The following is a 21,324-nucleotide window of genomic DNA, read 5'->3' on the forward strand; positions in this document are numbered from 1 at the left end:
GGACTGCTTGGCATCATGACCAAGGACGCGCCGCTCCGATAGCCTCGCGCTCCGTTCGCGCTTGCGACAATATGGCGCGCGCTAATGCGAGTGCAGGCTGATCTCGATCAAGGGCTCCCGGGCGAGTTCGGCGGCGAGGCCGGACAATTTCTGAGTATTCCCGTCGTCGGGCGCGAATGTGCGGAAACGCGCCCGAATGTAGCCGGAACGATCCACCAGGAAATGCGCCTCTTCGATTTCCTCGGACGGCGTTTCATTGGGGTAGCGATTGATCACCGAATAGGCGGTCTCAACCGCCTTTGGATGAACGACCTCTCGACCTTTCGCCTCCTGCGGGCACGCCGCGTCATAGATCGTCACCTGGTTTACGCCAGCGGCCTTGGCGGCGGCATGCGCGATCTTGACGCTTGCCGCGCGCGCCGTGGGATCGCCGTTTGACGCCCCGCAGCGCGCAAAGGAGACCAGCGTTGGAACGCCGCGCAACTTGAAGAGAGACGTTGCATTCTCCTCGGGATCGATCAGCGCGAAATCCGGCGCGATCAGCCATTGAATCATCGGCTGAGCGCTCATGAAGCGGGCGCGGTTTGAATAGGACATCATCAGCAGGAAGTTGATCACGTCCCAGCGGTCATCGACGTCGAGCTGGTCGCCGAAGGCCGGCATGACGCCGCTTTGACCGCCATGAGTCAGCCAGTGGAAAATGTCGCCGATCGTATGAGTGCCGACATGCGGAGCCGTCAAATCGGCGGGTTGCACGGGAAGGCCTTGCTGGTTCTTGAGGTCTTTGGCGAGGGGACCATTGCCTTCGCCCTGCCCGCCGTGGCAACCGACGCAGTTCTCCTGGAAATGCGCTAGCCCGCGCGCCACCGATTCCGCAGTGTAGTCCTGCGTCGGATCGTCGTACGTGTCGGTGTAGGCTTCTGTCGCAAATGACACGGCGAGCGAGATCGCCGCCGCGGCGGAGATGGCTGGCGTCGCATAGAGACGATACTGGCGAGTCGATGGCGTCCACCAGATCAGCGCCGCCACGATCGCGAGTGCGACGGCGGCAATGCCCCACCACCAGATCGGGCTGAACATTGCTGGGTTCTGCCCCCACGTCGCGATGTAGGACAGGCGAAATGGCAATGGCCAATAGAGACTGGTTTCATGCGAGGCTGGCGTGATGACCGCGATGTAGCCGGCGATTGAAAGCAGAGCGAGCGCAAAGATCGACTCGCCCGCGCCGACCTTGCTGTACCAGCCGACGTTGAATTCGCCTTCAGGCCGGCGCGTGATGTATCGCGCGAGCGCCAGCGCAGCGAGCAAGACGGCGCACAGCAGAACGAGCTTCAGCGTGAGCATCCGACCATAGGGCGTCGCCAGCAGATTGGGGATGCTTCCGACGTTCTCCCAGGCGATCGCAAATCCCGAGACGGCGACGATCGCCATGGCGACCTTTGCGATGAACGACCAGCGTTCGGCGAGCTGCGCCGCCAGTTCCGGCGGTTTGCCGCGCGCCGTGAACATCCACCAGACGAGGCCGAGCAAGCCGCCAAGCCAAGTGAGGCCGGCGGCCGTGTGGAGAAGGAAACTCACCTGTGTCCACCGCGGCAGGCCGTCGTCGATGGCGTGGCCGGTCACTGAAACAACGGCGATAAGGACGACGCCGACCCACAGCGTCACCTGATCGAGCGAATCTGAAGCGACGAAGAGGCGCGCCGCCGCGAGCGCCGCAAAGAGGAAAGCGATCAGTTGCGTCCAGATCCAGGCGTTTCCGACGCTCGTGTTGACGGTGAACTCCCAAAGCGTGTCGAATTCGATTGGACGATCGGCGGGAAAAATCGCGCGCGCGGTGACATACAGCAGCGCGAAGCCCAAAACGGCGCGCGCCAGCGCCAGCGCCGCGACGGCAGGCTTGAAGCGCTTTCCGTCCTCACCGATGAGACGCGGCAGGAGCAGGAGCCCGACCGCGAGGGCCGAGGGCGCGCTCAGAAGGAAGCGGATCGCCGCAAGAGAGAGATACATTTTTGTTTCGCCCGATGTTCTCTGGCGCTCATCTCTTCAGCTCGCACGAGAAGCGAGAAACGAGCAGCGTGTCGCGCAAGCGTAGCCGCGAGCCTGTCACTCGCCCCAGGGCGCTTACTTCGCGTCCACGGTGAATTCGTAATTTCCCTCGACGATGTGACCGTCGGTGGAGAGCACGCGGTAACGCACGATGTATTTGCCGGGCGCGAGTTCGGGCGCACTGGCCGACAATTCGCGCGGCTTGTCGGGAACAGCGCTATTGCCTTGGCCGAGCACCTTACCGTCGGGCGTTTCTATGGTGATCTTCGAGTAAGGCGGTTCGACTCCGCCGCCAAACCGCAACTTGATGGTCTTTGGCGGCGCCGCGACATGCTCCTTTGAAGAAGGGGTGGCGTCGACAAGGAAAGAATGCGCGAGCGCCGAGGTCGTCCCAAAGGCGGCGACTATGACGATGGCGAAAGCCCCGGCGGCGCCCGAGAAGCCGAACCCGCCCTGACGGCGCGCGCGCGCCGGCGAAGTTCTGTCAGCGTTAGTCATAGCGTCCTCCCAGAGGCCTGAGCCCCGCTTTGTTTTGAGATATTTACGCCTGTCGCCGCGATCAAGACGCAGTGGCGTCGGCGGCATCCTTCTTCTTGCCGGAGGGATGCGTGTGCTTCCAATACACGAAAACGATGCCTGCGATGAGCACGGTCCCAGCAATCTGCGGCACCCAGGCCCACAGGGTTTCGCCGACCGTGAATTTGAATTCGGACGTCTCCTGCGTGCCGTCGGGGCGGGTCAGAGTGACGAGCCCGATATAATGGCCATTGTCCTTGAAATCGTGCTCCAGATTGAACGTGCCCTTGACGTATTTGGTCGCGGGACGATGAACTTCGGTCAGCGCCTCAAGATCGGTGCCCTTGGTGATCGGCGTCAGCGGATCGCGAATGATTCGCAGTTCCAGCGGCATGTCGCGAAACGTCGGATTTTCGATGTCGAACACCAGAATGGTTGGTCCGGAGGTCGGGATCTCGGCGCAATATTCGCTGCGCGATTTACCGGGTTGGTAGGCCGTGATGTGAATCATGTCATAGCCGAACATGACCATGCACATATTGCCCATCGACATGGCTTCCGGGCCTGCGCCGCCCTCAGATGCGCGCAGGGGAGCCATCGAAGCCAGCGAAAAAAGCGCGCCGAGAACTGCGGCTGCAACGCTACGCCTATTCTTCATTTCCATCCCTCGATCCATATTGATTGCCGGGCTGTCGCTCTTGTTGGCGAACGTTGCCTGAGCCCTGCATCTTCTATAGCGGATTTTTGGCACGCGGCTCGATTATTGTCCCTTGCCAGCACATCGCCGCGCGGCTGGACGCTCCTCCTACTTTTGACAAAAGCCAGAAATTGACGCGAGTAAAAACGGCGGAACAATTTGCGTCGAAAGGACGCACCGACTTCTGGTGGCAATCGAACCGGATGAAGCCTCTGCTCTAGCGATCGCCTTGCGCCGGCTCTCCGCGTGGCGGCGACCGAACAACTCTCGACGATCAGCGGGCGCCTTCGCGCAGCCGTTTCCTACGCCGCGGCGCTTTGCTCCACGACCGCCGCGCATCTCCGGCGAACCGCAAGGCTTCGCGGCGCCGCCTCAAAAGAAAACCCCCGGCTTTATGGGCCGGGGGCTTTCTATTTCAATTCGTCAGTATCGCTTAGGGCATATCGCCGGCGACGAACTTCGGAATGACCGGTCCGCCGATTTCGGCCGCGAAGCGGCGACCCGTCGGCGAGAAGAACATCAAGAGGCCGCCGATCTGGCTGTCGGTGTCGTAAGCCAGGTCAGACAGACGCTCGATGTCCCAACGCGCGTCCTGCACCTTCACGGCGATTTCCTTCGTCTCGCCCGGCGCGATCGGCGTCGCGTCCGTCGACAGACCGCGGTCGGCCAACAGATAGTCCGGGAAGTCGGGCTTCGTCGTGAACACGTCAGGGTTCAGGAAGCGCAGGCCGGCCGCCGTATATTCGCCAAGGCGAAGCGGCTCGGAGGTCGTGTTCGTGACCTTGACGTTGATCGTCAGCTCACGGCCAGGAACCTTGTAGACGCCGCCGTTCAGATCGGCCGTCACGCGCTCCTTGCCGACGCCCGCCGTGCCGTCCGTAACGAGCGGCGTCAGAGGCTTCTGCAAGCCCGCCTGAAGCGGGATCGTGCGCGGGAAGGTCGAGTTCGTCACAGCGTAGCCGACGATCGTCGCCAGAATGGTCAACGCCAGGACAATCGCGCCAATCCGCTTGTCGTCGTCAGTCACCTGCTCATCAACCTTGCCGGTGGCGACACGGAGATAAGAAGCGATGACGCCCTTACGGACGAACCAGAACAGGATCCACGCCGCGCCAACCGCAAGCCACGGCAGATGCCACGCGTAAACGCGGCTGATGCCGTAGGTCTCGAGGTCGACCGTCGAGCCATCAAGCAACGTCACCGGATCGGTGAAGTCCTTCATGTCGCCCTTGATCTCGATCCACTGGCCGGGGCCGATGATCGGACCGCCGCCCTCGACGTTGACCTGCGCATGAACGTGCCAACGGCCCGCGCGACGACCGCGAAGGTTGATGGAGAAGGCGTAGTCGTTGCCAGGAACAAGCGACACCGAACGCGGCGCAAACTGATCGCCGATGAACTGCGCCGTGCGAACCAGAACCGGACCGGGCTCGCCGGCGTTCAGGAACGACACGCGCGGATTGGCGACCGCCTGCGGCCAGGCCGAGAACACATGGATCTTGCCCGACAGCACCATCTCTTCATTGACGTTCACCGTCGTCTTCGACCACTGAACGTCATACCAGTTCAACGTGCGCATCCGAAGAAACGCCTGCTGAGACTTTTCGCCGTGCGCCGACGCAGGAGCAACAGCTCCCAGGGTCGCCGCCACAGCCGCCGCCGCGCCAATCGCGGCGAGCTTGACGAACTTTTTCATCGATAAACCTCCCAGGTTCCTCTTCCCGGTCGCCGCCTCGCGCGCCAACCGGTCTTGTCTCTCGCAGCGGACCTTCGCTCTTAAAAAAGCTTCCAGCCCGCCGCTCTTCTTTCTTGCAGGCCGCCGCGGCGCCCGTTCAGCGCCGCAGCACGCGACGAGGATTAGATCGTGTCGATGATCTTGGTCGTCGAATACCAACGACCCATGAACCACCACAGGAAGTACACCATCATCGAGACGAAGCCCGAGAAGAACGCCGCAACCGGCACAACGTCCTTACCGAAGGTGCGCAGCGTGCCGCGCTCGACCATGCGGATATATTCCGGCATCGAGGTGCGGACGAAGTGGAAGCCGATCAGATCCGCAAGCGTCATCAGCTGACCATGCTGCTCCGTCGCCTGGTGGAACGCCGCAATCGCCGGCCAGTTGTTCGGGTAGAACAACAGACCCCAGCCCAGCGAACCAACAATCGCCGTGATCACATAGGAGCCCGACAGAAGCAGGATCACGTCAAGCCAGATCGCCGGAACGATCAGAGCGGACGGGAACACAAGGCTGATCGGGAAGTAGGTCCAGCCCCAGAAGTTGACGTAGCGGTTGATCCACTCGCCAATCAGCAGGCCAAGAGCCGCGAACACCGCGCCGAACGGCAGACGGAAGTTCACCCACCAGAACGCCTGCGCCGCGGCGCAGAAGGTCACGCCAAGAATCGGCACGACCGTCGGCCACATACGACGATCCTTCCAGTCAACCCAGAAGTCCCAGTCGCCCGCCGTCAACATGAAGTGGACGTGGTAGCCGCCAAGAACGGCGAAGAACAGAAGAACAAGAAGCATCCAGTCGACCGTCTGAACGCAACCCGCCGCCTCGGCGACGGAGTTGAACGGACCGACCGCCCCCCCGCTTTTCGATTGTGACATCACTCTTCTCCTTGGTGTTTCTCGAACCCGTAAAGCCCGAGTTCTTTCCTTATGGCTCCGGCAGGCCTTCCCGCCGCCGGCGCCCGGACGGCGGAGATCCCGCCGGCCGCATCGCTTAAAAGCCCTTCGCCCCCGATCGTCCCAGAGCCCGAAGACCCCTTTTCGACCGCAACAAGCCAACCCACTCGCCAAAGCGACAGGCAAAAGCTCTCTGGTTTTCGCGAAAAGCCCGGAGCCAGTCGCCGCCCGCCACAAGCGGGCGGCGAAGTCTCAGATTACTCGGTCAGGAGGGCGACGCCTTCCTTGCCGATCAGGCGCTGAATGTTCATCAGCAGCTGAAGCACGACGCCGAACACGCCGAGCGCCATCCAGCCGAAGAACACGAAGCCCCAATGCAGCGGCGCAACGAACAGTTCTTCCATGAACCAGAACGTGTGGCCCCACTCATTCAGGCCGACGTTCGGGATGATCATGAACGGGCCAATCGCCACGATCAGATAGGCAACCGAATAGCCCTTGGAGAAATACGGAAGACGCGTCTTCGCATAGAAGAAGCCGCCGACCGCGATCACCGAGTAAATCGGGTAGCTCATGTAGAACTCGATGATGTGCGACGGCGTGAAGTCCGTGTCGCGAATCACCGTCATGTGCCAGGTGCCGTCCTGCTCGGTGAAGAACGACGCGCCCCAGTAAATGGCCGCGGCGTAAACAACAAGCCATTGCACTTCGACAACCAGGCGGCGCATCTCTTCGCGCGGCGCCAGGTTCGAGAAGTCGCGCGTGCGCGTCTTCCAAAGAAAGCCCGCAAGGCCAATGCCGGAGATCAGCTCAAGCGGAATCTCGGTCCAAAGGATCGACATCCAATATGTCTGAAACTCCGGAGCGAACGAATCAAGGCCGGCGCGCCAGCCAAAAACCTGCTCGTAAATCCGGACGACCAGATAGAACCCGTTCAGAACGGCCAGGCCGATCCACATGCCCTTCAGGTCTACTACAGCTTCCGTGCCAGCAGCAGCGCGGGCTGCTGTGTCAGTCGTTGAGCTCATACCCTTCTCCTCCAATGTGCTCCCAGGGAATTGCGCGTGACCGGTATCGCTCCGCCTCCCACAACGGAGCCGCTTCGTCCTCGTTTCGTAAAGCAAAGCGAAAGCGCGTCTTCTTCTAAAAACACGCAAAACCGCCCTTGTCTGCCGCAGCCTTCCCGAAAACCCCCGGAACGTCCCCCGCCCAAAGGCGAGCAAATCCCCAAAATCCCCAGAACCCGGCTGCTTGTTGTTATCGGACGAAAACCGACGTCGCCGCCTAAGCCAAAATCCTAAATCCGCCCCTTGAAAGAGCAGACCGTAGACCCAGCTCAGCGTGCCGCAACATTCCAATAACCCCCAATAATCACAATACCCGTTAGTATAGAGCAAAACAATCTATCGAATAGCCAATGCAACCCTAGTGGATAGTGTCACAACCACCTGTATGGGTTGGATTGGACTACGGAGGCGCTCCTCATCCTATCCATAATAATCTTTATTATCAGTTGCTTATGCTGTGTGGCGCCATCCGCAGCAATTTTTTGGCATAACCGTGGCTGTATACGACGGTCTCCTCGCCAGTTGGACAGAGCCGCTTGCGAAATCCGATCGAACTCAAGGCGCGACCAGGGCATTGCGCAGATCCGCCGCCCTCGCGTCGCGCTCCGAAAGCGGCGCAACGCCGAAACGGAGTTCAATCGTGCGCAGCACCGAGAGCGTGTCATAGACGGTCTTGTCGACGAAGCCCTTCTTGGCGAAGGGAGAAATGATCAGCGTCGGCACGCGGACTCCCGGGCCAAATTGATCGCGTCTCGGCGGCGCGACGTGATCCCAGAACCCGCCATTTTCATCGGCCGTGATGATGATCAGCATGTCGGCCCAGTTCGGGCTCTTGCGCAGCCGCGCGACGACGTCTGCGACATGAGCGTCGCCCGCCGCGAGATCGGAATAGTCCGGATGCCCGTTGAAGACGCCCAGCGGCTTGTAGAAGCTGACCTGCGGCAGTTCGCCCTTCTCGATCGCCCGGAAGAACTCGTCGGCGTCCTTGAGATGGGCGCGGCCCTCTCGACCTTCGGCGTAATTGGCGAAATAGGCGAACGGCTGATGGTGGGTTTGGAAGGCGTCCGGCTTGTCCTCATAAGGCTTGAGGCGGCCTTCGATGACATCGCGCCACCCGCCGGCGTACCAGGCCCAAGTTACGTTCTTCTCCGTCAGCCGGTCGCCAATGGTTGGCGCGTGCGCTGGCGGAAGCCGCTCCTGCGCTTCGGTCTTGTCATGCTTGGAAACCGGGTTTCCTGGCTGCAGCGTGCCGATCGCCTCCAAGTCCATCGTCAGACGGCCAAACCGCTTATGCCGCGGCGGACCGTCGAGCACGCTTGGCGGTGAATCCTCCTCGCGCTCGCGAATCGTGAGCTCGGCGCCCTGCGAATCCTTGATCGTCGCGAGCTTTGGCAGGAATTTCTTTCTGGTCGCCTCCACCGGATTGTCGAAGACCGGCGCGCAACCGCAGATCAGGAAGAAATGATTAAGCATCGAGCCGCCGAACGCCGCATGGAAAAAATGATCGGCGAGCGTGAATTCCTTGGCGAGCGCCCACTGCTTGAGCTCTGAACCGTCGTAATAGCCCATGACGAGCGCGCCTGCGTTTGACGCCTCGACGAAGCGATCCATTTTTCCGCCGTCGATCTGCTCCTGCTCGAGGTAGAAGTCGTGCACCGGATCCATGGTGTGGCCGTCGATGTCGACGAAGGTCTCGAGGCGAAACGGCGCGTTCGGCAAGCGCCGCGGAAAGCGATCGTCGGCGCGCGGACGCGGCAGCGCCGCGAGCGGCCGTCCGTCGAAATCAACTTGCGGCGGGTGCTGAGCCGAGTTGATTCCTTCAGCGCCGGGAAAGAGCCCGAACACATGATCGAAGCTGCGATTCTCAGTGAAGATGACGACGATATGGCCGATTCGGGCGAAAGGATTTTCTTGTTCCTGCGCCGCGGCGCGCGCGCAGGTCGCGGTCGCACAAATGGCGAGCGAAATTACGAATCGTCCGACGGCTTTCATTGACAGGCGACCTCCGCGCGGCGCGGCGCCGCGCGGAGAATTTAATTGGCGACACAGCACGATTTGTGACAGCGCCATCTGCTTTTTTTGTTTATGCGGACAAATCGCTCGAGCCCGCTTACTGGGGAAGCGGCGTGTCCTTGGTGCGCGGCGGCAGCACGGGATAGACCGCCTTGGGCTGGTCGCCACTCAGCGTTCCCAGAAACGCGACGATCGCCTTGATGTCCGGATCGGAGAGATTTTCGCCAAGCTGGTCTTTGGCCATGAGATCGACCGCCTCTTCCAGCGTCCAGACAGAGCCGGTGTGGAAGTAAGGCGCCCGCAGCGCCACGTTGCGCAGCGGCGCAGAGCGGAAGACGAAGTCGTCCGCTACGTCATTGGTGACCTTGGAGCGGCCCTTGTCGGCGACGGGCATGATCTCGACGCCCGGCTTTTGAGCGACGCCGAAGGGGAAATAACCGTTGCCGCCGATGTTGACGCCGCCGTGACAAGCGGCGCAGCCCTTGTCGATGAAAAGACGCAGTCCTTTTTTCTCAACGTCATTGAGCGCGTTGACGTCGCCCTTCAGGAATTTGTCGAATGGCGCATTCGGCGTCGTCAGAGTCGCCTCAAAAGCCTCGATGGCCTTCGCCATGTTGTCGAAACTGACCGGTTTCGGGTCGGCCGGAAAGGCGGCCTTGAACTCCGCGACATAGGCCGGCATGCTGTTCAGCATCTTTTCGACCTGCGCCGGCGTGTTGTTCATTTCGACGTCGGCCTGGACCGGGCCTTTTGCTTGCGCCTTAAGGTCGACGGCGCGCCCATCCCAAAATTGCGCGACGTTGAACACGGCGTTGAGAACTGTCGGCGCGCGGCGCGGTCCCTTCGCCCAGCCGTGACCGATCGACGTCGGGCCGGCGTCGACGCCGCCGGTTCCGAGATTGTGACAGCTGTTGCAGCTGATGATCTGACTCTTCGAAAGTCGCGGATCGAAAAAGAGCTTGCCGCCGAGGTCGATCTTGGCGGGCGTGATCTCGTTATTCTTGACGACGCCCGCGACGCTCGCGGCGTCGATCGGCTTGAAGACCGCATTGGCGTCGGCGCGCAAATCGTCCGCGGCGGCCATGGCCGGCGCCAGCAGAGTCGCTGCGAGCGCGGCGAACCTGGTCAAATACATCCCTTACTCCTGCAGTTGATTTGCGGAGGCGCTGTTTCGCGTCGCGACGAACGGCCTCTCTGCGGACGTCAGCTACCACAGCCGCGCGGGCGGCGGAAGGGCGCCTGGGGAGGGACCTGTTTAAAAACAGTCCAGTGTAGCATGAACACGACCTGAAGAGCGTAGCACCAAACCGGAACTCCAAGCACAGGCCAAGCACCCTATCGGGCGGTTTATTGCGCCATTCTAATGCAATGCACAATCACTACTCGCCATGACGCAATATTCGTCCGGGGAGTTCTTTGACGGCTGCGCGGAGCGTCACAGCCATGACTTGCCCTGCCGCTAAAAGCAGAGCAAACTTAATGTGAAAACAAAAGCCGGCGAGAAGCCGAGCGGTCGCGGAGGGGCTCATGGCGCGCGTTGCTAATGTTTGGAAATCCGTTGAGACGACGCTTGTTGCGCTTCCGCTGGCGGCGCTGCTCGCCGCCGGCGGTTGGGCGATGGCCGAGCCGCTCGGCCTGCCAAAACTCCCGGTCCCGGCGGACAATCCGCAGTCGCCGGAAAAGATCGCGCTCGGCGACAAGCTGTTCCATGACGCGCGCTTCTCGATCGACGGCACGGTGAGCTGCTCGACCTGTCACAACGACAAAAAAGCGTTCACGGACAGTCCGCTGCGGGTTTCCGAGGGTCACCATAAGTTGACCGGCACGCGCAACGCTCCGTCGGTCATCAACGCGGCCTATTACACCTCGCAGTTCTGGGACGGGCGTTCGATCTCGCTGGAAGATCAGTCGCAGCATCCGATGGTCAATCCGGTCGAAATGGGGCTGCCCGATCACGAGCCGGTGCTCAAGATCGTTCGTGAAGATCCCGGCTATGTCGAGGGCTTCAAGAAGGCGTTCGGCAAGAGCGGCCGAGACGTAACGATGGATGACGTCAAGAAGGCGATCGCGAGCTTCGAGCGCACGGTCATCTCGGGCGATTCGCCCTTCGACAAGTGGTATTTCGGCGGCGACCGCAACGCCATCAGCGATCAGGCCAAACGCGGCTTCGACCTTTACGTCGGTCAGGGACGATGCGTGTCCTGCCACGCCATCGAACAGACGCAGGCGCTCTTCACCGACAACAGGTTTCACAATATCGGCGTCGGCATTAACCGCATTCAAGGCGACGTGCCGCGTCTCGCCGCTGAATTCCTCAAGGCGAAAGCGGCGGGCGCGTCCGTCGACAAGACGGTGCTCGCCGATCCGATGGTCTCCGAACTCGGCCGGTTCGCGGTGACGAACTCCTTCGATGAAATCGGCGCGTTCAAGACCACGACTCTGCGCAATATCGCGGTGACCGCGCCTTATATGCACGACGGTTCGCTGAAGACGCTGAAGGATGTGGTGAAGCATTATAACGAGGGCGGAAAGAGCCCGGGCGATCCGACGCCGGTCAATCCCTATCTCTCGGGCGGCATTCGGCCGCTGGATTTGAAGGATCAGCAGATCGACGACCTCGTCGCGTTTCTAGAGACGCTGACGAGTCCTGCTTATGTGACGGCGCAGACAAAATAACGGCGAGACCAACGCTCAGGAGAAAACAAGCGGCCTCGCCCCGTTAATGCGAAGCCGCGAGGGAGGATAGAAATGACCAGACTCATCACCCGACGCAGCGTCATCGCCGCCGGCGCCGCCGCCGGAACGCTCACGACCCTGCCGATCTCCATGGTGCGCCTCGCCTTCGGCGGAACGCGCGAGGATTTCAGCTTCACCTATATTTCCGATTCGCACATTCAGCAGATCAAAGGCGCGAGCTTCGTGCGCAACTGGGACATGGGCCTGAAGCGCGCCGTCGCCGAGGCCAATCTCATTACGCCGGAAGCCGATTTCGTGATGTTCGGCGGCGATCTCGCGCAGCTCGGCAAGAAGGAGGAGCTCGACCACGGCGCCGAGATGCTTTCGCATGTGAAGGGCAAGCTCCACAGCGTCATGGGCGAGCACGACTATTATCTCGACCTCGGCGAATATTGGTCGAAGCTCTATGGCCCGCAGTGGTACAGCTTCGATCACAAGGGCGTTCATTTCGTCGTGTTGAATTCGATTCTCACGACGGATGAATGGACGTTTCATCGTTGGCCGACCGCCGAGCAGCGCATGCTCGAAATGGCCGGACTGGATAATCCCAACGGCTCGCCGTTCATGGTCGGCGAAAAGCAGCGCGCCTGGCTCAAGGACGATCTCGACAAAGTGTCCAAGGACACGCCGCTCATCGTCTTCTCGCACTCGCCGCTGCAGAAGATCTATAAGGGCTGGAACTTCTGGACCGACGACGCCGAGCAGGTGCAGGCCTTGTTGCAGCCGTTCAAGACCGTCAATGTGATCTACGGCCACGTGCACCAGATCCAGTACAATCAGATCGGCAACATCTCCTTCAATGCGGTGATGGCGACGGCCTGGCCCTGGCCCTACCCCGACACTTATGCGCAGGCCGGCGCGCATGTTCCTGTGCTGACGGTTCCGATGAACCGCGCCGACCCGTTCTTCGAACGCGACGCCACTGGCTGGCAGATGATCGACGTCAACTCCGGGCGCATCACCGCGCGTTATCAGCTGTGGGACAATGGCGAGCGCGTCGTCGGCTACGATCCGAAGCTTGGGAAGCCCGTCGACAAGAAATATCAAGAGGCGATCGTCCGCAAGGCGCCGCAACTCCATTACTAGAGCGCTTCCCGATCACAAGGGATCATGTGATCGATAAGGAATCGCTCAAAACCAAAATGTCGGAGCAGGTTCTCATCGAAAGTCCGTCAACTTTTTTGGAACCTGCTCTAGGTCGAGGAGAATGACCATGCGCTGCTTTACGATTGCGCTTGTTTTGAGCGCTGTGCTGCTTTCGCCGGCAACGCTCGCCGACGAATTCACGAGGACCGACGTCGACCGCTGGCAGGGCGAATTTGATTCCGTGGCGAAGAAAGGCCGCGAGCTTTGGACCAGTGGAGCTGTGGGCACCAACGGCGTGGCCTGCGCGCAGTGCCATCCCAACGCCGCCAACACCCACCCGGAGACCTATCCGAAATTCCAAAAGCAGCTTGGAAAGGTCGCGCAGCTCTTTGAAATGGTGAACTGGTGCATCAGAAACCCGCTGCAGGGAGCCGCGCTTCCGGCCGATGATCCGAAGATGACGGCGCTCGTCGCTTATATTCATAAGGAGCGCAAAGGAGTCCCGATCGACGCCGGCAAGCACTGACCAAATTCGCGGCCGGCTGGAACCATCTCGCCGGCCGCACGTTTGCATACCGGTTTATTTCAAAGCGCACGCGCCTTTAGCGCGACCGCCAGCAAGAGATTTTGAAGATGGTTCAGGAACTCATCGATCGTATTTACGAATGCTCCTTCGCGCCGGACATGTGGCCCGACGTGCTCGACGAACTCTCACATCTTGCCGAGGCGCAGGGCGGCGTGCTCTTCGCGGCGCGCGAAAAAGTCTCCCGCTGGACGGCGTCTCCGGCGATCTGCGAACATGTCGAGAACTTTATGCGCGGGGACTGGCTCAGCAACTGCACGCGCGGCGGCAGGCTGTTCAGTCGCCGCCATCCGGGCTTCCTGACCGACGACGACGTCTATACAGCCGAGGAGCTTGAGCGCGATACCAACTACAGCGACTTCCTACGCCCGCGTGGGCTGGGATTTAGCGCGGCGACCGCGATTTCGCTGCCGACAGGCGACACCGGCATCATCTGCCTCGAACGTGCGCATAACCGCGGACCCATCGAGCCGTCGGTCATTCGTCAGCTTGACGAATTGCGGCCGCACCTTGCGCGCGCCGCCTTCCTCGCCACGCGTCTGCAACTCGAGCGCGCCCGCGTCGCGGGCGAAACCTTCGCGCTTATCGGCCTCCCGGCGCTCGTTCTTGACGACGACGGGCGCGTGATCTCCGCGAACGACCCGAGCAATGCGCTGAACAAATACGTCCGCTGGCGCGCCCACGACCGCATATCGCTCGTCGACGCCTCGGCGGACGGGCTGCTGCGTCAGGCGATGGACTCGCTCGACGACGATCTCGTCGGGGCGCCGAAATCCTTCGCCGCCCGCGCCGGCGAAGACGAAGGTCCGATGATCGCCAATCTGGTGCCGATCCGCGGCGCGGCGCGCGACATTTTCGTGCGTTGCGCGGCCATTCTGGTGATGACGCCGGTGGGCTCGCAACAGGCGCCGGCGATCGAGCTGGTTCAGTCGCTCTACGACCTCACGCCAGCCGAGGCGCGCGTGGCGCGCGGCCTCGTGGCGTGCAAAACGCTCGAGGAAATCGCCACCGAGCAGTCCGTATCGCGCAACACCGTGCGCACGCATCTACGCGGCGTGATGGAAAAGACCGGATGCAACCGCCAGGCGGAAGTGGTCGCGCTCCTGGGTGGACTCGCCCCGCTCAACCCGTCGAGGGGCGAATAAGCGTCTACATTTGATTTCAAGGAATTGAGGGCTGGCCTCATCCGTTTGGATGATGCCGGCCCTTTTGTTTCGTCTTAACGTCTTCTCGAACGTCGGGGGGGCGGACGAAATTGCCGCGGACGCTTCATTAACTCGGGGTTCGATACTACGCGCTCAATTTTCAGCCTGCCTTTTTGAGCCTGATCCTTTCAGCAGCCCTTTTGAGCTTAAATTTGGGGGGCCTTCGCGAGGCCCTCTATTCTCCTACGTCAGCTTGAGGGTGCGCCATCAGGGTGCTTCCGCCCGATCACATGGTCCATGTGATCGGGCGGAAGGGCTCGAAAATCAAAATAGTGGAGCAGGTTCTCACCTAAAGTCTGTCAACTTTTTCGGAACCTGCTCTCGGCGAATACTTGAGCCACACGTCAAAAAAAAACGCCGTCATCATCAATTCGCATGACGCGGAAAAGCAATTTTGGTCGTAGTTTTTTTATGAACAGTGAGAGGCGCAAGGAGTTAGACGGGCGCAAATGCTCTCATTGTTCGCTTATCTGGCGCTCACTTCTCAGGTGATACTTTTACCAGGATGTTTCCTCCCTTGACTTTTCTCCCACCTTTTAGGGGCCGTTGCGCGGCCCCTTTTTTTTGGCGTCTTAGACGCCCGTCGGATAGTTCGGGCTCTCTCGGGTGATCGCGACGTCATGCACATGGCTCTCGCGCAATCCGGCGTTGGTGATGCGCACGAACTGGGCGCGCTCCTGGAACTCTTTGACCGTCGGCGCCCCCACATAGCCCATCGCCGCGCGCAGGCCGCCGGCGAGCTGGTAGAGAATCGGCGCGATCGGGCCACGATAGGGCACCTGTCCTTCGATGCCCTCTGGAACAAGTTTGAGCTGTTCCTTCACGTCGCCCTGGAAATAGCGCGTCGCCGACCCTGCGGTCATCGCGCCCACCGAACCCATGCCGCGATAGGCCTTGAACGAACGGCCCTGATACAAAAACACTTCGCCGGGCGACTCCTCGGTTCCCGCGAACAGCGAACCGATCATGACGACGTCGGCGCCGGCCGCGATCGCCTTGGCGAGGTCGCCGGAATATTTGACGCCGCCGTCGCCGATCACCGGCACGTCGGCTTTGCGGGCTTCGTCCGCAGCCTCCATGATCGCGGTGAGCTGCGGCACGCCGACGCCCGCAACGATGCGCGTCGTGCAGATCGAGCCGGGGCCGATGCCGACTTTGATCGCGTCGGCGCCGGCGCCGATCAGCGCCTTGGCCGCTTCGGCGGTGGCGATGTTGCCGGCGATGATCGAGACCTTGTTCGACGCCTTCTTGACCCGCGTCACCTGGTCGATAACTGACTGCGAATGTCCATGCGCGGTGTCGATCACCACGCAATCGACGCCGGCGTCGATGAGCTGAAGCGCGCGCTCAAAGCCGTGGTCGCCGACGGTCGAGGCGGCGGCGACGCGCAGCCGCCCTTCATGATCCTTGCAGGCGTAAGGATGTTGCGTCGCCTTCTCAATGTCCTTGACGGTGACGAGGCCGACGCAGCGGTAATCCTCGTCGACGACGAGCAGTTTCTCGATGCGATGTTCGTGAAGCAGCCGCTGCGCCTCCGCCTGCCCTACGCCTTCTTGCACTGTGACGAGCTTTTTCGTCATCAACTCGGCCACGGGATGGCTGCGGTCCTGGGCGAAACGCACGTCGCGATTGGTCAGGATGCCGACGAGCTTGCCCCTGCCGCCGTCGCTGGCGCGCTCGACGACCGGAATCCCCGAAATGCCGTGGCCCGCCATCAGCGCAAGCGCGTCGGCGAGGGTTTCGTCGGGGAAAATGGTGATCGGGTCGATCACCATGCCGCTTTCGTAGCGCTTGACCTTGCGCACCTCGGCGGCTTGCGCGGCGGGCGACAGGTTCTGGTGGATGACGCCGATGCCGCCCGCCTGCGCCATGGCGATCGCAAGACGCGCCTCGGTGACGGTGTCCATCGCGGCCGAAACGATCGGCAGATTGAGTGTGATCTCGCGCGTCAGCCGGGTGGTGACATCGACGGCGGAAGGCATCACCCGCGAATGGCCGGGCCGCAGCAACACGTCGTCGAAGGTCAATGCTTCGGTCAACGTGACGGGCGATATGGCCATTGGCGCCAACTCCTCTGAGCGGCGATGCAAACGCGTCAGCCGCGGGATGGAAATTTGACGGCCTGCGCCGTCTGGGGTTGGCGCGTGCTCATAGCATTATTCAGGAGGAAGGCAAATGACAGGAACTCAGTTTGAGAGTCCTGAGGCTGCGCCGGCCTCGTTGGCGCACCGTTTGGCGTATGCGCGGCCGACAGCCGAGAAAATTTGGTATGCTTTTACGGTAATGATCCGAACGCGAGAAGATTATGCGCCTTATTCAACTTAGCTTTGCTTCGCGCCTGGTTGCGTTGGTCGCTGCGCTAAGCGTCGGCGCGACGCTGATGTCCTCGATACTTCTCTCCTGGTCCAACTACCGCGCCATGCTCGCCGAAGCCGAAGTTGAAGGCGAGAGCGTCGCGCGGCTTCTGGCGCGGAGCGCAAGCCTGGCGCGCGAACTTCCGCTGGAAGTCGAGCAAATGCTCTCGCAGCACATGATCGTCTCGGCCGAGCTTCTGGCGCAGTTTATCGACGCCGCGGAAAAGGCTGGCATGACGTCGGCCGAGATAAAAAACCGACTCAGCGCAATCACCAAGAAAACGGTTCTCGACGAGTTCTGGGTGACCGACGAAAAAGGCTACGCCTACATTCACGGCGACAACAACGCGGACTTCCAATTCAGCGCATCCGCCGAGGAGCAGCCGCAGGCGCATGAATTTTGGAAGCTGCTGAGCGGCAAGACGGACAAGGTCGTCCAGGACGCCAGGAAGCGCGAGATCGACAGTGAGCGATTCAAATATGTCGGCGTGCGCGGCGTAGACAAGCCGCGGATCGTGCAGGTCGGCTACAATGCGCGCATTCTCGAGGACGTCGACGAGCAGATCGGCCTTCCGCGCGCCATCGACAATCTTCTGGGCAGCGGCGAAATCGACGCGATCTTCATCTTCAACAAGGATTCGAACCTGATCGCCAGCCCGAAGGCCGCACGGCTCAACAACGGCGGCGATCGGCTGACGGACGAGGAGCTGGCGCCCGTCCGCACCGTTATCGCAAGCGGAAAGCCAAAGTCGGTAAATGGCGTCGGCAAACTCAGCGTCATCTCGCCGATCAATGCGGATAACGGCGGCGCCATCGGCGCGGCTCTGATCAGAATGCCGACGGCGCGACTGAACAGCGTGCTCGCCTCGCAGATCGAAACGGCGCTCGGGATCGCTTTGGCCGCAACCCTGCTTGGCGGCGGCATGGCGATCTGGATCGCGAGAAAACAGACGGCCCCTGTCGTGGCGATCACCAAGGCCGCGCGTAATGTCGAGCGCAGAGCGTTTACGGCCGGCGAATTGTCGGATGTCGAGGAGCGCACCGACGAAGTGGGACAATTGGCGCGCGTCTTCAAGAAAATGGCGCTCGACTTTCTCGATCGCGAACGGACGCTCGACGCGCTCGTGACGCAACGAACCCAGGCGCTCCAAGAGCGAAATACCGAACTCGAAAGACTGTCGGCGCGCCTCTCGAAATATCTTTCGCCCCAGCTCTACGGCACGCTTTTCAAGAACAAAACTATTGCGTCCATTTCAGCGAAAAGGAAGAAGCTGACGATCTTTTTTTCCGATGTGGTCGGCTTCAGCGAAATGGCCGAGCGGCTGGAATCCGAAGACATCACGCGCATGCTGAACGATTTCCTCAATGAAATGGCGAATCTCGCGCTGGCCTATGGCGCCACCATCGACAAATATATCGGCGACGCGGTCATGATTTTCTTCGGCGACCCGGAAACGCGCGGCGTCAAGGAAGACGCCGTAGCATGCATTCTCATGGCGCTCGACATGCAGGCGATGACCCGACAATTGGAGCGCCGATGGCGCGAACAAGGCTTGGACCAGAGGTTCCAGATCCGCATCGGCGTCAACACGGGTTATTGCACCGTCGGCGATTTCGGCAGCCAGGAGCGGATGGATTACACCATTGTCGGTCATCAGGTGAATGTGGCGGCGCGACTTGAGCAGTCGGCCGCGCCAGGCGCGATCCTCATCTCTCATGAGACGATGACGCTCGTGAGCGACGCGATCGAAGTCGAAGAACAATCTCCGCTGCATGTGAAGGGCGTCAGCGGCCCGATCCGCACCTATAAGGCGACCGGCAAAAAGGCCCCCTCCATGACGGAGGTCATTCACGAGGAGCGTGAGGGCCTATCCGTCGACGTCGATCTCCTGAAAGCCGATAAGGACGAGGCGATCCGTCTGCTGAAGGCGACGATCGAGCGCATCCGTTCAAGCGAATAAGCCACATCCGCGGGCTCAGGCGGCGGCGCCGGCCCGGTCGGTGTCGAATTGCAGTTTGGCAAGCCGCGCGTAAAGCCCGCCGGCGGCGGTCAGACTCGCGTGCGTGCCCTGCTCGACGATGCGGCCTTCGTCGACAACAATGATTCGATCGGCTTCCAACACCGTCGCGAGACGATGGGCGATAACGAGGCTCGTTCGCCCCTGCATGACGTCATGCAGCGCCGCCTGCACCAAAGCCTCGTTCTCGGCATCGAGCGCCGAGGTGGCTTCGTCAAGGAGCAGCACCGGCGCGTCGGCGAGGATTGCGCGCGCGATGGCGAGACGCTGGCGCTGCCCGCCGGAGAGCGTGACGCCGCGCTCGCCGAGCAGCGTGTCGTAGCCCATCGGCAGCGCCATGATGAAGTCGTGCGCCTGGGCGCGCTTCGCCGCGGCGACGATCTCCCCGCTCGACGCGTCGTCGCGGCCGTAGGCGATGTTTTCAGCGACGGAGAGTCCGAAGATCACCGGATCCTGCGGAGCGAGCGCGATCGCCCGGCGCAGCGCCACGGGATCGAGATCGCGCAGGTCGACGCCGTCCAGAGTAATGGAGCCGGAGTCGACGTCGTAGAAGCGAAGGAGCAGCGCAAAGGTTGTCGATTTGCCCGCGCCGGACGGCCCGACCAGCGCGACGCGCTCGCCGGGCGCGACGACGAGCGAGAAATCTTGCAGCGCGGGCTTCTCCGGCGCCGTCGCATAGGCGAAGCGCACATGATCGAAGGCGATGCGTCCCTGCCAGCGCGCCGGCGGCGGAGTCGGCCGCGCCGGAGCCACGATGCGCGGTTGAATGGCAAGAATTTCGGCGATCCGGCCGGCGGCGCCGGCGGCGGCGGAGAGTTCGCTCCAGGTCTGAGTGAGCTCGCCGAGCGAGCTTGCGCCAAGCACCGCATAGAGAACAAACTGGGACAGAACGCCCGACGTCATATGCCCGGCGAGCACGTCCTGGGCTCCCAACCAGAGCACGCCGACAATGCTCGTGAAGACGACGAGAATGGCTCCGGCGGTCACGATAGCGCGAAGCAGCGTCGCGGCCTGCGCCGCGTCATAGGCGGCCACCACCGCGCGCGTGAATCGCGCCGTCGTCGACGCCTGCGCGCCGTTCGCTTGCATGGCGCGCACCGCCGAGAGATTTTCCCCGGCATAGGCGGAAGCCTGCGCCAGAGTGTCCTGAGCGGAGCGGGAGCGCTGACGCACCGCCCGGCCTGACGCGATGAGCGGCAGAACGATGATCGGGATGGCCGCGAGCGTCATACCGGCAAGCTTGGGGCTCGTCGCCACCATCATGACGATTGCGCCGAAGAACATGAAGAGATTGCGCAGCGCGACGGACGCCGATGAGCCAAAGGCGGACTTCAGCTGCGTCGTGTCGGCGGTCAGCCGGGAGAGAAGCTCGCCTGTCTTCGCCGTGTCGTAGAAGGCGGCGTCGAGAGCTGTGAGATGTTTGAAGAGATCGGCGCGCAGGTCGGCCACCACATGCTCGCCGAGCGTCATGACGAAATAGTAGCGGGTGCCAGATGCGATCGCGAGCGTCGCGGCGACCGCGATCAATGCGCCGAAATAGGCGTTCACCGCGCCGGCGCTGTCGGCCGAAAAGCCGTGGTCGATCATGCCGCGCACGGCGAGCGGCAAGGTGAGGGTCGCGCCCGCGGCCAGGAGGAGCGCGACGAAAGCGAAAACGATCGTTCGCTTGTAGCGCAGCGCATAAGGCAGCAACGGCCGAAGCGGGGAGAGTGTGGCTTTCAAACCGCGATCCGGTTTGCGCGCCACGGGATCGACGGAATCGACGTCAGCGTTCTTTTTTGTCATCGGCAGGGGGTATAACGTCCGTGTTCGACGAAAACGAATTGAAGCGAGCGCTCCGCGACCGAAACCGCCGCAGAAGCGCATGGAAATCGAAATTTCTTTTTCACTATTGAACGGCAAAAAACGCATCAAGCTCCGAACGCTATTATTTATCATTTAGTTACATGCGCGACATCCTGTCGCATGCGCAATTGACTCAGCGCCAACTTGTGCTAACCTCCGGCCTGCGTCGAAATGACGCGCCCATGGGATGAGAATGCGCCGGCGGACAAGGCGCGACTCAGGGAACGAAAATAAGAGGAGTGAAGAACGATGGCTGAGAAAGAACTCGAAATCACCACGAACACCTACATCTTCGCTGGCATCGGCGCCGTGATCCTCGGCGGTCTCGCCTCCGTCGCGCTCGGCGGCATCCCCAACACGATCGCGGCGGCTGTCGTCGGCGGTCTCGCGGGCGGCTGCCTCGGACTCTTCTTCTAGATTCAAGCGACATAGCGGGGCGCGGAAAGTCTCGGCCTTCCGCCCCCGACGCGAAGCCGGCAGTCGTCAAGACTGCTGGCTTCTCTCTTTTTTAAGGCCGTACTTTT

16 protein-coding genes are annotated in these 21,324 nt (G+C 61.5%); 6 read left to right on the forward strand and 10 right to left on the reverse strand.

The genetic code is table 11. From position 1 onward, the window contains the following. Positions 1-81 precede the first annotated feature (81 nt). The 8 genes from EHO51_RS08585 to EHO51_RS08620 all read right to left on the reverse strand — a co-directional run bounded on the left by EHO51_RS08585 (position 82) and on the right by EHO51_RS08620 (position 10,108). Complete coding sequence (locus EHO51_RS08585; protein ID WP_124738536.1) at positions 82-2,007, reverse strand: c-type cytochrome; 1,926 nt, start codon at positions 2,005-2,007, stop codon at positions 82-84. 114 nt (positions 2,008-2,121) lie between these two features. Next, entirely contained in the window at positions 2,122-2,544 is a 423-nt protein-coding gene (locus tag EHO51_RS08590) for a copper resistance CopC family protein (RefSeq protein ID WP_124738537.1), read from the reverse strand. Positions 2,545-2,605: 61 nt separating this feature from the next. Continuing rightward, entirely contained in the window at positions 2,606-3,220 is a 615-nt protein-coding gene (locus EHO51_RS08595; RefSeq protein ID WP_124738538.1) for a hypothetical protein, read from the reverse strand. Positions 3,221-3,692: 472 nt separating this feature from the next. Then, positions 3,693-4,955: a bacterial ammonia monooxygenase, subunit AmoB gene (gene amoB / locus EHO51_RS08600; protein WP_124737477.1), complete on the reverse strand. Its 1,263-nt coding sequence runs from the start codon at positions 4,953-4,955 to the stop codon at positions 3,693-3,695. Between the two features lie 161 nt (positions 4,956-5,116). Continuing rightward, entirely contained in the window at positions 5,117-5,875 is a 759-nt protein-coding gene (gene amoA / locus EHO51_RS08605; RefSeq protein ID WP_014892304.1) for a bacterial ammonia monooxygenase, subunit AmoA, read from the reverse strand. Positions 5,876-6,150: 275 nt separating this feature from the next. Beyond that, positions 6,151-6,921, reverse strand: coding sequence for a bacterial ammonia monooxygenase, subunit AmoC (gene amoC / locus EHO51_RS08610; protein WP_026222791.1), 771 nt, complete (start codon positions 6,919-6,921; stop codon positions 6,151-6,153). A 594-nt stretch (positions 6,922-7,515) separates the two neighbouring features. After that, on the reverse strand, positions 7,516-8,952 hold the full coding sequence (gene acpA / locus EHO51_RS08615; protein ID WP_164479369.1) for an acid phosphatase: 1,437 nt from the start codon (positions 8,950-8,952) through the stop codon (positions 7,516-7,518). A gap of 118 nt (positions 8,953-9,070) precedes the next feature. Beyond that, entirely contained in the window at positions 9,071-10,108 is a 1,038-nt protein-coding gene (locus tag EHO51_RS08620) for a cytochrome-c peroxidase (RefSeq protein ID WP_124738540.1), read from the reverse strand. Between the two features lie 392 nt (positions 10,109-10,500). Between EHO51_RS08620 and EHO51_RS08625 the strand changes: the two genes are divergently transcribed. The 4 genes from EHO51_RS08625 to EHO51_RS08645 all read left to right on the forward strand — a co-directional run bounded on the left by EHO51_RS08625 (position 10,501) and on the right by EHO51_RS08645 (position 14,523). After that, complete coding sequence (locus EHO51_RS08625; protein ID WP_124738541.1) at positions 10,501-11,649, forward strand: cytochrome-c peroxidase; 1,149 nt, start codon at positions 10,501-10,503, stop codon at positions 11,647-11,649. Positions 11,650-11,721: 72 nt separating this feature from the next. Further along, positions 11,722-12,795 carry a metallophosphoesterase family protein gene (locus tag EHO51_RS08630; protein WP_124738542.1) on the forward strand — a complete coding sequence of 358 codons (1,074 nt, stop codon included), beginning with the start codon at positions 11,722-11,724 and terminating at the stop codon, positions 12,793-12,795. A 127-nt stretch (positions 12,796-12,922) separates the two neighbouring features. Next, complete coding sequence (locus EHO51_RS08640) at positions 12,923-13,321, forward strand: c-type cytochrome (RefSeq protein WP_124738544.1); 399 nt, start codon at positions 12,923-12,925, stop codon at positions 13,319-13,321. Positions 13,322-13,428: 107 nt separating this feature from the next. Next, positions 13,429-14,523, forward strand: coding sequence for a helix-turn-helix transcriptional regulator (locus EHO51_RS08645; protein WP_124738545.1), 1,095 nt, complete (start codon positions 13,429-13,431; stop codon positions 14,521-14,523). A 632-nt stretch (positions 14,524-15,155) separates the two neighbouring features. On the opposite strand, the gene guaB is transcribed toward EHO51_RS08645, so the two are convergent. Continuing rightward, the gene (guaB, locus tag EHO51_RS08650) at positions 15,156-16,643 is read right to left on the reverse strand and encodes an IMP dehydrogenase (protein WP_029651738.1); all 1,488 of its coding nucleotides are present in this window, start codon (positions 16,641-16,643) and stop codon (positions 15,156-15,158) included. Between the two features lie 320 nt (positions 16,644-16,963). On the opposite strand from guaB, the gene EHO51_RS08655 reads away from it, so the two are divergent. Then, a complete protein-coding gene (locus EHO51_RS08655) occupies positions 16,964-18,898 on the forward strand; it encodes an adenylate/guanylate cyclase domain-containing protein (protein WP_245434848.1) in 1,935 nt (644 codons plus the stop codon). A gap of 15 nt (positions 18,899-18,913) precedes the next feature. On the opposite strand, the gene EHO51_RS08660 is transcribed toward EHO51_RS08655, so the two are convergent. Further along, positions 18,914-20,740 (reverse strand): ABC transporter transmembrane domain-containing protein, encoded by a 1,827-nt coding sequence (locus EHO51_RS08660; protein WP_124738547.1) that lies wholly within the window; start codon positions 20,738-20,740, stop codon positions 18,914-18,916. A 309-nt stretch (positions 20,741-21,049) separates the two neighbouring features. On the opposite strand from EHO51_RS08660, the gene EHO51_RS20510 reads away from it, so the two are divergent. Next, entirely contained in the window at positions 21,050-21,217 is a 168-nt protein-coding gene (locus tag EHO51_RS20510) for a hypothetical protein (RefSeq protein ID WP_164479370.1), read from the forward strand. The last annotated feature ends 107 nt before the right edge of the window (positions 21,218-21,324 follow it).

The organism is Methylocystis rosea, assembly GCF_003855495.1.
Lineage (GTDB): Bacteria > Pseudomonadota > Alphaproteobacteria > Rhizobiales > Beijerinckiaceae > Methylocystis > Methylocystis rosea_A.

Coding starts and splice junctions, on each gene's coding strand:
- EHO51_RS08585 (WP_124738536.1), bottom strand. CDS start 2,007: ATGTATCTCTCTCTTGCGGCGATCCGCTTCCTTCTGAGCGCGCCCTCG.
- EHO51_RS08590 (WP_124738537.1), bottom strand. CDS start 2,544: ATGACTAACGCTGACAGAACTTCGCCGGCGCGCGCGCGCCGTCAGGGC.
- EHO51_RS08595 (WP_124738538.1), bottom strand. CDS start 3,220: ATGAAGAATAGGCGTAGCGTTGCAGCCGCAGTTCTCGGCGCGCTTTTT.
- amoB (WP_124737477.1), bottom strand. CDS start 4,955: ATGAAAAAGTTCGTCAAGCTCGCCGCGATTGGCGCGGCGGCGGCTGTG.
- amoA (WP_014892304.1), bottom strand. CDS start 5,875: ATGTCACAATCGAAAAGCGGGGGGGCGGTCGGTCCGTTCAACTCCGTC.
- amoC (WP_026222791.1), bottom strand. CDS start 6,921: ATGAGCTCAACGACTGACACAGCAGCCCGCGCTGCTGCTGGCACGGAA.
- acpA (WP_164479369.1), bottom strand. CDS start 8,952: ATGAAAGCCGTCGGACGATTCGTAATTTCGCTCGCCATTTGTGCGACC.
- EHO51_RS08620 (WP_124738540.1), bottom strand. CDS start 10,108: ATGTATTTGACCAGGTTCGCCGCGCTCGCAGCGACTCTGCTGGCGCCG.
- EHO51_RS08625 (WP_124738541.1), top strand. CDS start 10,501: ATGGCGCGCGTTGCTAATGTTTGGAAATCCGTTGAGACGACGCTTGTT.
- EHO51_RS08630 (WP_124738542.1), top strand. CDS start 11,722: ATGACCAGACTCATCACCCGACGCAGCGTCATCGCCGCCGGCGCCGCC.
- EHO51_RS08640 (WP_124738544.1), top strand. CDS start 12,923: ATGCGCTGCTTTACGATTGCGCTTGTTTTGAGCGCTGTGCTGCTTTCG.
- EHO51_RS08645 (WP_124738545.1), top strand. CDS start 13,429: ATGGTTCAGGAACTCATCGATCGTATTTACGAATGCTCCTTCGCGCCG.
- guaB (WP_029651738.1), bottom strand. CDS start 16,643: ATGGCCATATCGCCCGTCACGTTGACCGAAGCATTGACCTTCGACGAC.
- EHO51_RS08655 (WP_245434848.1), top strand. CDS start 16,964: ATGTCCTCGATACTTCTCTCCTGGTCCAACTACCGCGCCATGCTCGCC.
- EHO51_RS08660 (WP_124738547.1), bottom strand. CDS start 20,740: ATGACAAAAAAGAACGCTGACGTCGATTCCGTCGATCCCGTGGCGCGC.
- EHO51_RS20510 (WP_164479370.1), top strand. CDS start 21,050: ATGGCTGAGAAAGAACTCGAAATCACCACGAACACCTACATCTTCGCT.